The 13,368-nt window shown below is 70.4% G+C and carries 14 protein-coding genes; 9 read left to right on the forward strand and 5 right to left on the reverse strand.

What is annotated here, in order from left to right:
- Positions 1 to 6 precede the first annotated feature (6 nt).
- Complete coding sequence (locus HGBR_RS14790; protein ID WP_019160128.1) at positions 7 to 864, forward strand: crotonase/enoyl-CoA hydratase family protein; 858 nt, start codon at positions 7 to 9, stop codon at positions 862 to 864.
- A 42-nt stretch (positions 865 to 906) separates the two neighbouring features.
- Here the strand turns inward: HGBR_RS14790 and HGBR_RS14795 are convergent, their stop codons facing one another.
- Positions 907 to 1,446: a MarR family winged helix-turn-helix transcriptional regulator gene (locus tag HGBR_RS14795; RefSeq protein WP_019160129.1), complete on the reverse strand. Its 540-nt coding sequence runs from the start codon at positions 1,444 to 1,446 to the stop codon at positions 907 to 909.
- Positions 1,447 to 1,629: 183 nt separating this feature from the next.
- Here HGBR_RS14795 and HGBR_RS14800 point away from each other — a divergent pair, with 183 nt between their 5' ends.
- Both HGBR_RS14800 and HGBR_RS14805 read left to right on the forward strand, forming a co-directional pair.
- Positions 1,630 to 2,532, forward strand: coding sequence for a polysaccharide deacetylase family protein (locus tag HGBR_RS14800; RefSeq protein ID WP_019160130.1), 903 nt, complete (start codon positions 1,630 to 1,632; stop codon positions 2,530 to 2,532).
- Between the two features lie 20 nt (positions 2,533 to 2,552).
- Positions 2,553 to 3,422, forward strand: a complete 870-nt coding sequence (locus tag HGBR_RS14805; protein WP_019160131.1) for an MBL fold metallo-hydrolase — start codon at positions 2,553 to 2,555, stop codon at positions 3,420 to 3,422.
- A gap of 78 nt (positions 3,423 to 3,500) precedes the next feature.
- Here the strand turns inward: HGBR_RS14805 and HGBR_RS18365 are convergent, their stop codons facing one another.
- The gene (locus HGBR_RS18365) at positions 3,501 to 4,403 is read right to left on the reverse strand and encodes an NUDIX hydrolase (protein WP_019160132.1); all 903 of its coding nucleotides are present in this window, start codon (positions 4,401 to 4,403) and stop codon (positions 3,501 to 3,503) included.
- A 198-nt stretch (positions 4,404 to 4,601) separates the two neighbouring features.
- Here HGBR_RS18365 and HGBR_RS14815 point away from each other — a divergent pair, with 198 nt between their 5' ends.
- From HGBR_RS14815 to cls, 4 genes are all read left to right on the forward strand, one after another.
- Positions 4,602 to 5,093 (forward strand): MaoC family dehydratase, encoded by a 492-nt coding sequence (locus tag HGBR_RS14815; protein WP_019160133.1) that lies wholly within the window; start codon positions 4,602 to 4,604, stop codon positions 5,091 to 5,093.
- A gap of 8 nt (positions 5,094 to 5,101) precedes the next feature.
- Positions 5,102 to 6,292, forward strand: a complete 1,191-nt coding sequence (locus HGBR_RS14820; protein WP_019160134.1) for an acyl-CoA dehydrogenase family protein — start codon at positions 5,102 to 5,104, stop codon at positions 6,290 to 6,292.
- A 51-nt stretch (positions 6,293 to 6,343) separates the two neighbouring features.
- Positions 6,344 to 7,087, forward strand: a complete 744-nt coding sequence (fabG, locus tag HGBR_RS14825) for a 3-oxoacyl-ACP reductase FabG (RefSeq protein ID WP_019160135.1) — start codon at positions 6,344 to 6,346, stop codon at positions 7,085 to 7,087.
- Between the two features lie 146 nt (positions 7,088 to 7,233).
- Positions 7,234 to 8,727, forward strand: a complete 1,494-nt coding sequence (cls, locus tag HGBR_RS14830) for a cardiolipin synthase (RefSeq protein WP_019160136.1) — start codon at positions 7,234 to 7,236, stop codon at positions 8,725 to 8,727.
- A 30-nt stretch (positions 8,728 to 8,757) separates the two neighbouring features.
- Here the strand turns inward: cls and HGBR_RS19115 are convergent, their stop codons facing one another.
- Both HGBR_RS19115 and HGBR_RS20030 read right to left on the reverse strand, forming a co-directional pair.
- Positions 8,758 to 9,213, reverse strand: a complete 456-nt coding sequence (locus tag HGBR_RS19115) for a hypothetical protein (protein ID WP_019160137.1) — start codon at positions 9,211 to 9,213, stop codon at positions 8,758 to 8,760.
- Between the two features lie 113 nt (positions 9,214 to 9,326).
- The gene (locus HGBR_RS20030; RefSeq protein WP_019160138.1) at positions 9,327 to 10,442 is read right to left on the reverse strand and encodes a helix-turn-helix transcriptional regulator; all 1,116 of its coding nucleotides are present in this window, start codon (positions 10,440 to 10,442) and stop codon (positions 9,327 to 9,329) included.
- A 9-nt stretch (positions 10,443 to 10,451) separates the two neighbouring features.
- Here HGBR_RS20030 and HGBR_RS20930 point away from each other — a divergent pair, with 9 nt between their 5' ends.
- The gene (locus HGBR_RS20930) at positions 10,452 to 10,619 is read left to right on the forward strand and encodes an LPXTG cell wall anchor domain-containing protein (protein WP_019160139.1); all 168 of its coding nucleotides are present in this window, start codon (positions 10,452 to 10,454) and stop codon (positions 10,617 to 10,619) included.
- 44 nt (positions 10,620 to 10,663) lie between these two features.
- The gene (locus tag HGBR_RS14850; RefSeq protein ID WP_019160140.1) at positions 10,664 to 12,148 is read left to right on the forward strand and encodes an FGGY family carbohydrate kinase; all 1,485 of its coding nucleotides are present in this window, start codon (positions 10,664 to 10,666) and stop codon (positions 12,146 to 12,148) included.
- Positions 12,149 to 12,371: 223 nt separating this feature from the next.
- Here HGBR_RS14850 and HGBR_RS14855 read toward each other — a convergent pair whose 3' ends face one another.
- On the reverse strand, positions 12,372 to 13,322 hold the full coding sequence (locus HGBR_RS14855; RefSeq protein ID WP_019160141.1) for an electron transfer flavoprotein subunit alpha/FixB family protein: 951 nt from the start codon (positions 13,320 to 13,322) through the stop codon (positions 12,372 to 12,374).
- Positions 13,323 to 13,368: the final 46 nt, after the last annotated feature.

Here is a 13,368-nt window from a genome sequence, read left to right on the forward strand (position 1 = left end):
AGAGATATGACCGACAACGCCGTCACCGCACCCACTGCCCCCGACACCTCCGTGTCGATGTCGAACGCCACGGTCCGCGTCGAGCGTCACGACGCCGTCGCGCACGTCGTCCTGGACCGCCCGGACTCGCTCAACTCGATCACGCCGGAGATGTTCTACGACCTCCTCGAGGCCGGACGGCAACTGGCTGCGGATGAGTCCGTCCGCGCCATCGTCCTGCGCGGCGAGGGCCGCGCGTTCTGCGCGGGTCTGGACATGGGCCAGTTCAAGCGGATCGTCGAAGGCACGATGGCGGGCGAGCCGCTGGACATCCCGGGGAACGCCGAGGCCCTGGCGCAGCAGGCGGTCGAGATCTGGTCGCAGGTGCCCGTCCCCGTCATCGCCGCGATCCACGGGCCGGCCCTGGGCGGCGGGTTCCAGTTCGCGCTGGGCGCGGACATCCGGATCAGCGCCCCGGACGCCAAGCTGTCCGCGATGGAGGTCGTCTGGGGAATCATCCCGGACATGATGGGCACGCAGCTGCTGCCGCGCCTCATCGGCCCGTCGCGCGCGAAGCGCCTCATCTTCACCGGCGACACGATCTCCGGGACGCAGGCCCACGACTGGGGCATCGTCGACGAGCTGTCCGACGATCCCGTCGCCGCGGCGCACGCACTGGCGCAGGCGATCGCCGGGCGGTCCCGCTCCGCGCTCGTGTGGGCGAAGCGCCTGGTGGACATGGCGGACTCCGCATCGCTGGCTGACGGCCTGGCCGCCGAGCAGCAGGCGCTGCGCGAGCTGCGCGGCACGGACGAGCAGAAGGCCGCCGTCGCGAAGCGCATGGAGGAGCTGGCCGCGAAGAAGGCGGCGAAGCAGCAGGGCTGAGCCGCGGCGTCCCGCCGAGCCGCCCGCGTCCTCCGGTCTCTCTCAGAGCCGGGCGATGCGGGCGGGGTGCAGGGCCTCGGCGATGGGGCCCAGGGCATCGCCCAGGGCGGCCTTCTGCTTCTCGTCCAAGCGGTCGAAGACGTACGTGCGGACCGCCTCGACGTGGCCGGGGGCGGCGGCGACCACGCGGTCGTGGCCCGCGTCCGTGAGTATGGCGAGGGTGGAGCGGCCGTCGGACGGGTCCGGCTCGCGACGCAGCAGACCCGCATTCTCCAGGCGTGTCACGACGCGGGAGAGGTGGGACAGCGACATGTTCGTGACGGAGGCCAGCTCGCTCAGCCGCAGCGTGCGCTCCGGGCTCATATCGATCTGCGACAGCGAGTGGTACTCGACGAGGCTGAGGCCCGCGTCCCGCCGCATCTGCTGGTCCAGACGGGTGGGCAGCCAGACGGTCGTCGTCCAGAGCGACAGCCACGCGGCCTGCTCGTCCGCGGACAGCCAGCGGGCTTCGGTCGAGTCGTGCGCATCCGCGTCGTGCGGGTGCGCCGAGGACTGCGGGAGCTGCGGGGACGGGTTCTCCATGGACCGAGCCTAGCAATCACTTGCCGTGGAAACCTAGGGTCGAACGTCGTCGTCGGCCGCGCGCAGCATCGGCGCCTGAACGGAGAACCCGCACGTGAGAGGACCTGACGACGTCCGGAGCGCTGTCGTAGGCTGACGGTGAACCGCGTCACGCGGGCGCGGCACCACGAAAGGAGTCGGATCATGGCGAAGAGGATCATGGCGTCGTTCGGTGTGGACATCGATGCGGTGGGAGGCTGGCTGGGCTCGTACGGCGGCCAGGACTCGATCAACGACATCCAGCGCGGCATCTTCGCCGGCGAGGTGGGTGTGCCGCGGCTGCTGAAGATGTTCCAGCGGGAGGACATCCGTGCCTCGTGGTTCGTGCCGGGCCATTCCGCGGAGACGTTCCCGGATGAGCTGAAGATGATCGTCGATGCCGGTCACGAGGTGGGCGCGCACGGCTACTCGCACGAGAACCCGGTCGACATGACCGCGCAGCAGGAGCGCGATGTGATGGAGCGGTCCGTCGAGGTCCTCACGAAGGCGACGGGTCAGGCCCCGCGCGGCTATGTGGCGCCGTGGTGGGAGATGTCGCAGCGGACGGCGTCGCTGCTGCAGGAGTTCGGTTTCGACTACGACCACTCGCAGTCGCACGCGGACTTCGTCCCCTACTACGTGCGGTTGGGCGAGTCGTGGACGAACATCGACTACGACAAGGATGCGGCGGAGTGGATGAAGCCGCTGACCCACGGCGAGACGATCGACATGGTCGAGATCGCGGCGAACTGGTACGTCGACGACCTGCCGCCCATGATGTTCATCAAGGCCAGCGCCAATTCGCACGGCTTCGTGAACCCGCGGGACATCGAGCAGCTGTGGAAGGACCAGTTCGACTGGGTGTACCGGGAGCTGGACTACGGGGTCTTCCCCATCACGATCCACCCGGACGTGTCCGGCCGTCCGCAGGTGCTGCTCATGCTGGAGCGGCTCATCGAGTACATCGGCGGCCACGAGGGTGTCGAGTGGGTGACGATGGCGGAGATCGCGGACGACTTCCGCGCCCGCTACCCGTTCGCCGGCGACGCCCGTCCGCCGCTGTACTGAGCTGCAGGAGAGGAGACCGCATGACCGTCGAGGAGGTCCGGCTGGGGCCGCACACTGTGCAGCTGCGGCCGGAGAACGGCGGGAAGTACCCGCATGCCAACCCGCTGCTGGTGCGAGGGACGGAGCGGACCGCGCTCATCGACTCCGCTCTGCACACCTCGCCGGCTGACGCGGACCTGCTGCTGGTCAGCCACAGCCACGAGGACCACACCGTGGGTGCGGGGGAGGCTGCCGAGGTCTGGGTCCATTCCGCGGACGCCGCCGCGATGCGGGACCAAGCCGTCTTCCTCGACGCCATGGGCATCCCGGCCGAGGCGGCGCCCGCGATGGTCGAGGAGTTCCGCTGGTCGCCCGTTCCGGACGTGCGGACGTTCGAGGACGGCCACGTCTTCGATCTGGGCGGAGGCGTCACGGTCACCGCGATCCACCTGCCCGGCCACACGCCGGGGCATTCCGGCTTCCTCGTCCAGCCGGACGGCGTCGCCTTCATCGGGGACGTCGACCTGTCGTCCTTCGGTCCGCTCTACAGCGACCGCGGCGCCCGGATCGCGGACTACCGGGCGACGGTCGAGACGTGCGCGCGGCTGACGGCGGACGTCGTCGCGACCGCGCACCACAAGGGGCCGTACCGGGACCGCGCGGAGTACCTGCAGGCGCTGGCGGACTTCGGTCGGGTGCTCGACCGGCGGGAGGAGGCGATCCTCGACCTGGTCCGCGCGGGTGTGAACACGGCCGAGGGGATGGTGGGTCGCGGTGTCGTCTACCGCCCGGGCCGCCGTCCCGCGTTCGCCGACCGCGTCGAGGTCAGCACGTGCGGCAAGCACCTGGCGGACCTCGTGGACCGCGGCGTCGTCACAGTGGACGAGGACGGCGTGCACCGGCTCGTGTGAGCGGGTGCGCGCCGCGGCCTCGCGCTGAGCGGGTGCGCGGCGCTCCGCGGGGAGTCTCGCCGAGGGGCGGTCAGCGCGTCAGTGGATGCCGGGGACCTGGGGGCGGATCGACTCGATCGTCCGCGCCCCGTTCGTCGCCTGCTCCAGGACCGCGTCGACGGTGCCCAGGGTCTGCAGCTCCGTCAGCAGTGCGAGTGTGGGACGCATGAGCCGGTAGCGGCCCTCCACCTCGCCGGTCAGCAGGTCGTCGACGCTGAGCCATTCCGAGTTCGTCGCCTCCGTCGTCTGGTGCGCGAGGTCGGCCAGACCCTCACCGGCGGTCACGAAGAAGTACGTGTCGAACCGCTTCGAGCGCCCGGGCGGGGTCACGAGATTGGCCCACGGATGCATGATCCCGGTGCCCAGACGCTGGCCCGTCTCCTCCTCGACCTCGCGGATCGCGCAGGCGAGCAGGGTGCGGACGCCCTGAGCGGCCTCGGCGGGGGGCGCCTCCGCCGGCTCCGCACCGGGATCCGCGACGCTGCCGGCCAGGCCGTTGCGCACCGCGTCGGTCTGCGACCACGCGGTCAGGTGACGGTCCAGATCCGCCGGATCGACCGGCAGGCCCGCCGCCTCCTCCACGTCCTGGAGGTCGACGCGGCCGCCGGGGAACACGACGACGCCGGCGGCGAAGTCCATGGTCGTGACGCGGTGCTGGACGAAGACCTGGAGGTCCGGGGCCTGCCGCAGGATGATGACGCTGGTGGCGGGGCGGACCGGGACCTTCTTCGCGTAGTCCAGCAGGTCGCCCGTCGACGAGCGGGTGGGGCGCCCCTGCTCATCCGTCGCTTGCTGCGCGGACTTCTGCTGGGCGCGCTTGAGCGCGTCGTGGTCGGCCTGCCCGGACAGGTCCGCGCGGTCGTCGCCGTGGACCAGCGCGGCGAGGTCGAAGGCTCCCGCCGCCTGGTCGGTCTGTGCTGCTGACTGGGATTCGGAACTCATGGGTTCTCCTCGCTGTACGTGGCCCGCTGCAATGGGAGCTCTCCTGCCGATGGTAGCCCCGTCCCTCGCTGGACGTTCGATCAGGAGGTGTTCCGGTGGCCTGAGGCGCTGACAAACGGCACGTCTGACGATACACTGATGCCGAAATGGTCTAGAGAGATGAACGATTCTTTGCGCGGTCGCAAGAATGAGTGCGGCGTGCATGATCCCGGAGAGAAGGAGAGCGCGATGGTGCGAGTCATCAACGGTGCAGCGGAGCTGGAGCAGCTCGTGGGTCAGGAGCTGGGTGCCAGCGAGTGGGTCCTGGTCGACCAGGAGCGGGTCAACCTGTTCGCAGACGCGACCGGCGACCACCAGTGGATCCACATCGATGAGGAGAAGGCGAAGGACGGACCGTTCGGCGGCACGATCGCACACGGTTTCCTGACGCTCAGCCTCCTGCCCCTGCTGGGTGCGCAGGTCACGGACGTGACCGGCATGAAGATGAAGATCAACTACGGCCTCAACAAGGTGCGCTTCCCCAACCCGGTCCGCGTGGGCTCGAAGGTCCGCGACGTCGTGACGCTCAAGGAGGTCACGCGCAAGGACACGGGCATCCAGGTCGTCATGAACCACGTCATCGAGATCGAGGGCCAGGACCGCCCCGCGGCGATCGCCGAGGCCGTCTCGCTCATGGTGGAAGAGGACTGAGCGGACGCATGGCAGACACGAACCCGTATCCGGTCACCCCGGGCGTCGACGAGGAGACGCTCGAGTCGATCCTCGACACCGTCCGCTCCTACGTCCGCGAGAAGGTCATCCCGCGCGAGCTGGAGATCGAGGAGACCAACGAGATCCCCCGCGAGATCCGCGACGAATCCGCGGAGATGGGCCTGTTCGGCTGGGCCATCCCGGAGGAGTTCGGCGGACTGGGCCTCAACGCGGAGCAGGACGCTCTCCTGTCCTTCGAGCTGGGCTACACGACACCGTCCTACCGGTCGCTGTTCGGCACGAACAACGGCATCGCCGGCCAGGTGCTGGTGAACTACGGCACGGACGAGCAGAAGCAGGAATGGCTGCCGAAGATCGCCTCCGGCGAGGTCGTCGCGTCGTTCGCGCTGACGGAGGCGGACGCCGGTTCCGACCCGTCCGGCCTCACGACCCGCGCGGTCAAGGACGGCGACGACTACGTCATCAACGGCGCCAAGCGCTTCATCACGAACGCGGCGCTGTCCGACGTCCTCATGGTGTTCGCCCGGACGGACCCCAGTGCACAGGGCTCGAAGGGCATCTCCGTGTTCCTCGTCCCCACGCAGGCCGACGGCGTGACGGTGGGCCCGTCGGACAAGAAGATGGGCCAGGCCGGTGCGCTGACCTCGGAGATCTTCTTCGACGACGTGCGCGTCCCGTCCGCCAGCCTGGTGGGTGGCGAGGAGGAGGTGGGCTTCCGTGCGGCGATGGCCTCGCTCAACAAGGGCCGCCTCCACATCGGCGCGATCTGCGTGGGCCAGGCGACCCGCATCCTCGACGACACGGTCGAGCACGCGAAGAACGCGAAGCAGGGCGGCCGCCCGATCGCGGACTTCCAGCTGGTGCAGGCGCAGCTGGCCGACTGCTACACGGAGCTGCGGGCCGCCCGCGCACTCGTCCTCGATGCGGCGCGCCGCTGGGACGACGGATCGGACCGCAAGCTGGGTCCGTCGACGTCGAAGCTCTACGCCTCGGAGATGCTGGGCCGCGTCGCGGACCGCGGCGTCCAGGTGCACGGCGGCATGGGCTACATGCGCGAGACGAGCGTCGAGCGCTTCTACCGCCACGCGCGGCTGTTCCGGATCTACGAGGGCACCTCGGAGATCCAGCGCCTCGTCATCGCCCGCCAGCTCATCAAGGGCGCGCACCTGCAGAAGTGACGGTCCGTCCAGACCGCACCGCCACACACAGCAATGAAGGAGACACAGCACATGGCACTTCTCGAGGGCCGCACCGCCGTCATCACCGGAGCCGCGCAGGGCCTGGGCCTTGCGATCGCCGAGGCTTTCGTCGCAGAGGGCGCGAACGTCGTCCTGGGCGATCTGAATGAGGAGGCGGTCCAGGAGGCCGCGAAGAACCTGGGCGTGGGCGACCGCGCCGTGGGGATGGCCTGCAACGTCGTCGAGCTCGCCCAGGTCGAGGCTCTCGTGAACAAGGCGAACGAGGTGTTCGGCAGCGTCGACGTCATGGTCAACAACGCCGGCATCACCCGCGACGCGACGATGCGGAAGATGACCGAGGAGCAGTTCGACCAGGTCATCGCCGTCCACCTGCGCGGCACCTGGAACGGACTCAAGTCCGCCTCCGCCGTCATGCGCGAGCAGGAGAACGGCGGATCGATCATCAACGTGTCCTCGATCTCCGGCAAGGTCGGCATGCTGGGCCAGACGAACTACTCCGCCGCGAAGGCCGGCATCGTCGGCATGACGAAGGCCGCCGCGAAGGAGGTGGGCTTCAAGAACGTCCGCGTCAACGCGATCCAGCCCGGTTTCATCAACACGGCGATGACCGCTGCGATGCGTCAGGACGTCATCGATTCGAAGCTCGCGGAGATCCCGATGGGCCGTGCGGGTGAGCCGTCCGAGGTCGCCTCGGTCGTGCTGTTCCTGGCCTCGGACATGTCCTCGTACATGACCGGCACGGTGCAGGAGATCTCCGGCGGCCGCCACATCTGACCCGTCGCGCGCGCCGCGCCTCCCTGTGCCCCGGTGCACGAGGAGGCGCGGCGCTTTCGTGTCTGCACGGACCGATAGGATTCTGAGAGCAGCGAGGATGCCTCTGCCGCATCGCAGGGCGCCCGGTCGTCGGGGAGGAGGCGCGGATGGACCCCAGCGGGATCTTCACCTGGATCCAGGCGCAGTTCCCGGGCTGGGTCGCGATCACATTGCTCGTCATCGACGCGATCGTCCGCATCGTCGCGTTGGGGACGGTCGGGTACCGGCGGAAGCCGACCGCGGCGCTGGGCTGGCTCATCCTCATCTTCATGATCCCGTTCGTGGGGATCATCCTCTTCCTGTTCCTGGGGTCGCCCAACCTGCCCCAGCGCCGACGGGAGAAGCAGCACGAGATCAACGAGAGGGTGAAGTCCGCGACCGGCCACCGCGCGATCATCGGGGCCTCCGACCATCTGCCGCTGCCCCTCAGCACCGCCGCGCAGCTCAACTACGAGCTGGGTGCGCTGCCGATGGTGCACGGGAACTCGTTCGAGCTGGTCTCCGACTCCGTCGACTGCATCGAGCAGATGACCCGGGAGGTGCGCGGGGCGAAGCGCTTCGTGCACTTCGAGTTCTACATCGTCACCCTGGACGACACGACCCGGCAGCTGTTCGACGCTCTCATCGACGCGCACCGGCGCGGTGTCGAGGTGCGGATCCTCATCGACCACCTGGGGTCGCTGGGCTACCCGGGCTACCGCTCACTGGTGAAGCTCCTGGACTCTTCCGGTCTCCTGTGGCGGCGCAGCATGCCCATCCGGCCGTGGCGGGGCGAATACCAGCGGTTGGATCTGCGCAACCACCGCAAGATCCTCGTGGTCGACGGCGACGTCGCCTTCACGGGTTCGCAGAACATCATCCATCCGTCCTACAACAAGGCGTCGAACCTGCGCCGCGGGCTCCTGTGGAAGGACCTCATGGTCCGCTGCACGGGCCCCGTCGTGGACGAGCTGGACGCCGTGTTCGCCTCCGACTGGTACTCGGAGACGGACGATCCGCTGCTGGGTGAGATCGACGAGGATCTGGACATCCCGGAGGAGGCGACGGGCGTCCTCGCCCAGGTGGTCCCGTCCGGTCCGGGTTTCGAGCAGGAGAACAACCTGCAGCTGTTCACCCATCTCATCTACAACGCGAACCGCGAGATCGTGATCTCGTCGCCGTACTTCGTGCCGGACCCCGCACTGCTGACGGCGCTCAAGACGGAGTCGCAGTCCGGTGTGGACGTGCGGCTGTACGTGGGTGCGACGAACGACCACTGGATCGCGGGGAAGGCGCAGGAGTCCTACTACGACGAGCTGGTGGAGGCCGGGGTGCGGATCTTCCAATACCACTCGCCCACGGTCCTGCACGCGAAGTTCATCCTGGTCGACGACGAGGTGACCGTCATCGGGTCGTCCAACATGGACGAGCGGTCCTTCTCCATCAACCACGAGGTGTCGCTCTTCATCGTGGATGAGGAGTTCACCCAGCGGATGTACGCGCTGGAGCGCGAGGACTTCCGGAGCTCGTCGGTGCCGCTGGACACCGCAGCGTGGGCGGAGCGCTCGCTGCTGCGCCGCTACGCGGAGAACGTGTGCCGGCTGGGTTCCGCGCTCCTGTGACCTGAGCGCGGACCCCAGCCGGTCGGGTCGTCACGCCGTGGGGGTTGCGGGGCCCTCGTCCACGGGATCCGTGGAGGGATCGGAGACGACGTCCGGATCCGCGTCGAGCGCCTCGTCGACGGCCGCGCTGATCTGGTCCTCCTCCGTCACCTCGTCGTCCGTGTCCTCGACGTCGGCGAGGGTCTCGTCATCCTCGTCGCCGTGCGTGAGGTTGTCGAGCTTCTCACGGCCGGCGGACACAGCGGTGGCGGCGGCGGACTGCACGCCGGCCGCGACCTCCGGAGCCTTGTCCTTGACGGCCTGGGCGACCTGCGGCGCCTTCTCCTTGACCGTGTCGCCGGCCTTCTCGAACTGCTCCTGCACGCGCGGATCGGACCACAGCTGGTCCACCTGCGCCCGCAGCTTCTCGTAGCTGGAACGACCGGAGTAGGAGCCCAGCACGAAGCCGATGCCCAGGCCCGCCAGCAGAATCAAGCGCTTCTTCACAGTTGCCTCCAGAGATGTCTCGTGGTCCAGCTCGTCCTCGTCAGTCTATCCGGCGCAGTGACGCGCGTCATACCCGGTGGGAACGGTTCTCGGATGTCTGCGCGAGGGCATGGTCAGTCGGGAGTCCGGCCGCGGACCAGGCCCACGACGGCGACGCGTGAGCGGACGCCCAGTTTCCGCAGGATCTTCGACACGTGCTCCTCGACCGTGCGTCTGCTGATGACCAGCCGGTCCGCGATCTGGATGTTCGTGAGGCCGTCCGCGACGAACAGGGCGACCTCGCGTTCGCGGCGGGTGAGGGCGTGGAGGGGGTCCGCCGCGGCGTCCAGGCGCGCGAACCCTCCGTGCACCCGTCCCAGGTGGGCCGGCATCCCCAGGTCGGTGAAGATCACCCGGACTGCGCTGCCCACGTCGCCGCTGCGAGCGTGGACGAGCCGGGCATCCGCGTACCGGTAGCCCACGGACGCGTCGTGCTGGAGCGTGTCCGGCAGGCCGGGGGAGTCCTCGCCCAGGAGGGCCGCGCACCTCGCCTGCGCGGTGAGCGAGGTGCGGCGCCACCATCCGGCCTCGGGGAGGTCCTCCGCGAGCAGGGCGCGGTAGCGGGCTGCGACGAGTCGGTCGTTCCGCTGCCACTGCGCGGACTGGACGAGGGCGGTGAGCGCCATGCTCTGCACGCCCTGCGAGCCGTGGCGGCGGGCGTCGACGATCGCCTGCTGGGCGATCGCGTCCGCCTCCGTCAGCCGCCCCGCGTTCACGAGGCAGTAGGCGAGGGCGGCTCCCATGTTCGCGGTCACGTGACCGCGGCCGTGGCGGCGGGCGATCCGCAGGCCCCGCTCGCCCAGGTCGATGCCGGCGCGGAAGTCGTCGAGGAGGTAAGCGGACCACACGCCGGAGGCGACGGGGTCCAGGTAGTCGCGCAGCACCGCGGGCGCAGACTCCTGCAGGAGCTCCGGGACCCCCGCGAAGGCGGCGCGCGCCTCCGGGACGCGGCCCTCGCCCAGGAGTCCGATGGTGCGGAACGCCCGCGCGGCGGCGACGTCTGCGGCCTCGCCCGTGGCGGCGAGTCGCTCGAGCAGGTTCGGTGCGCTGGTGCGGTCCAGCAGCGTCTCCAGCGCGAAGCGCTCCCGCAGGAGCGCCGGGTGCTCGCCGTGGGGTGCCTCTGCGAGGACGTCGAGGGCATCGCCGAACGTGCCCCGCATGCGGAGGGCCTGCGCGAGGAGGACGGGCACATCCGGCGCGTGTCCGGCGGCGGTGGCGACGGCGACGGCTCGGGTGAGGGGGGCTCCGGCGACGACGACTCCCTGCCGCGCACCGGCGCGGGCACCGCGGGCGCACTGACCGTCGGTCTCATCCTCACCGGTGTCGGATTCGTGCTCCTGCTGCGGACCCGGCGCCCCCGCGCCTGAGCCGCGCGGTCGGGGGTCCGGCCACCGTTCACTACGATGAACCGGTGACCACGGACCCCCGATCTTCGCAGCCCGCATCCGGCCCCGTCCTCGCGATCGATGTGGGGACGAGCTCTGTGAAGGCCGCGCTCCTCGACCAGACCGGTGCCGTCCTGGAGGACGCGCAGGCATCCCTGTCGACGACCCGGGGGCCGGACGGCCGGATGCACCAGCACCTCGAGGACTGGCAGGACGCCGTCAGCGCGGTGATCGCCGACTGCCTGCGCGGGAATGGGTCGCTGAGCCCCGCTCCGAGTCCTCTCGCCGCGGTCAGTGTGACCGGGCAGATGCAGGACCTCGTCCTCCTGGACGAGCACGGCCGGCCCACCCATCCGGTGGTCCTCTACTCCGACACGCACGCGCGGTCGGAGCTCGCCGACCTCTCCCGTACCAACCCCACCTGGGCGCCGAGCATCGCCGTCACCCCGCCGCCGGGACCGGACGCGCTCCCGCCCAAGCTCCTCCACGTCGCCCGCACGGCGCCCACCGCATACGCCGCGTCGAGGACCGTTCTGTTCTCAGCCGCCGGCTGGGTCGCGCATGCGCTGACCGGCGACGCCGTGTGCGATCGGCTCACTGCCAGCACGACCGGCCTCTACGACCCGCGGACGGACGACTGGATCCCGCTGCAGTCGCCGGACGGCACTGCTCCGGAGACCGGCCCCCGGAGTGGCCCGGACCCGCTCGTCCCCGCCCATCTGCGCCTGCCGCGCCTCGTGGACCCGGGCATCGTGGGGCCGGTGGGCGCGCAGGCCGCCCGCGCATTCGGCGTCCCCGCGGGGACGCCCGTCGTGCTGGCGCTGGGCGACGCGGGCTCCGCGACGGACGGGACGGTGGGCAGCGAGCCCGGAGACGTCTACCTGCACCTGGGGACGACGGGTTGGGTCGCGCACGTCGACCCGACACCGGCCGCCCAGCTCCCTCTGCCGGACGAGACCGGTGAGACCGTCGACCGCCACCGCCTCGCGCACCCCGCCGGTCACCTGGCGATCGCCCGGTTGCCCGAGGCCGGCGAGGCCCTCGCACGCGCCCGCCGCGACCTGCTGGACCTGACGGACCCGCACTCCCCGGGCGCGCACGCCATCGCCGAGGCCGCCCTCGCCCAACCGCCCACCAGCACCTCCGCACGTGCGGCCACTCCGGACGGCGCCGCCGCGACCCGGGCCGCCGCCGCGTACGGGGAGGTCGTCGAGGCACTGGCCGCGGATGTCGCCGCGCTGCTGGAGCGCCTGGGTGCTGAGCCGGACAGACTGCCGGCGACGGGTGGCGTGGTGCGGTCGCCCATGGTCCGCCAGTTCATCGAGCAGGCGGTGGGCGTGCCGGTCGACGTCATGGGGGTCGGCGGTCTGGGCGGGGCGCGCTCCGCCGCGGGATCCGGAGGGGAGCTGACCCTCACGGCCTCCGACGCGGGGCTCCTGTCCTGCGCCCGCGTCGCCTTCGACGCCCTGGGCGTGGAGCACACGGTCACACCATTGGCCCAGCGGTCCTGACCCAGCTGGACCGACGCACCCCGCCCGGACACGCTGAAGGCCCGGACGGCGGGGACGCAGCCTCCCGTGATGGGGGATGCGGACCCGACGCCCGGGCCTTCGAGACCTCCACAGTGTAAGGACGTCCGCCCACCGGTTTCAACCGGGCGGACGGACGTCCTCTGTGCTGCTCAGCAGGTGGTGCGCCTCAGCGGGTGCGGCTCACCGCCCCGCCGGCCTCACCTCACTTGCGTGCGTTGACCGCGTCGGTGGCCTGGGGGAGGACCTGGAACAGGTCGCCCACGACGCCGAAGTCGGCGAGCTCGAAGATCGGAGCCTCGTCGTCCTTGTTGACGGCGACGATGTTCTTCGAGGTCTGCATGCCGGCGCGGTGCTGGATCGCGCCGGAGATGCCCGCCGCGACGTACAGCTGCGGCGACACGGCCTTGCCGGTCTGACCCACCTGGTGGGAGTGCGGGTACCAGCCGGCGTCGACCGCCGCGCGCGAGGCGCCCACGGCCGCACCCAGTGCGTCCGCCAGGGCCTCGACGGGAGCGAAGTCGCCGCCGGTGCCGCGTCCGCCGGACACGACGATCGGGGCCTCGGTGAGGCTGGGACGACCGGAAGCCGGCTTCTCCTCGACCTTGACGATGCGGGCGGTCTTGGAGGCGTCCGACGGAGCGAACGACACGGCCTCGACGGCACCGGCGGCCGCGGCGGCCTCGGGAGAGGTCGAGTTGGGCTTGACCGCGATGAACGGCGTGCCCTGCGTGACCTTGCCGTTGATCGTGTAGGACGCGGCGAACGCCTGCTGGGTGGCGGTGCCGTCAGCGGCGACGTCCACGGCGTCCGTGATGATGCCGGAGCCGGTCTTGATGGCGGCGCGTGCGGCGACCTCGCGGTCGGCGGCACCGGAGGTCACGAGGACCGCGGCCGGCTGGCGCTCCTGCACCAGAGCCGCGAGCAGCTCTGCCGTGGGGGCGACCAGGAATTCGCCGAACGCGGCGTCGGAGGCCACGAGGACCTTCTCCGCACCGTGCTCGCCCAGCGAGCCGGCAGCGGCCTCACCGGCGGCTGCGTCGCCCACGAACACGGCGACGGGCGTGCCGATGCGGCGGGCGAACGTGAGCAGTTCGAGCGTGGACTTCCGGACAGTGCCGTCCGCGTGGTCGACGAGAACGAGAACTTCAGACATAGTGCGCTTCTCTTCCTTCGCGTATGTGGTCGATGTGGGGCGGACG

Source organism: Brevibacterium senegalense, assembly GCF_000285835.1.
Lineage (GTDB): Bacteria > Actinomycetota > Actinomycetes > Actinomycetales > Brevibacteriaceae > Brevibacterium > Brevibacterium senegalense.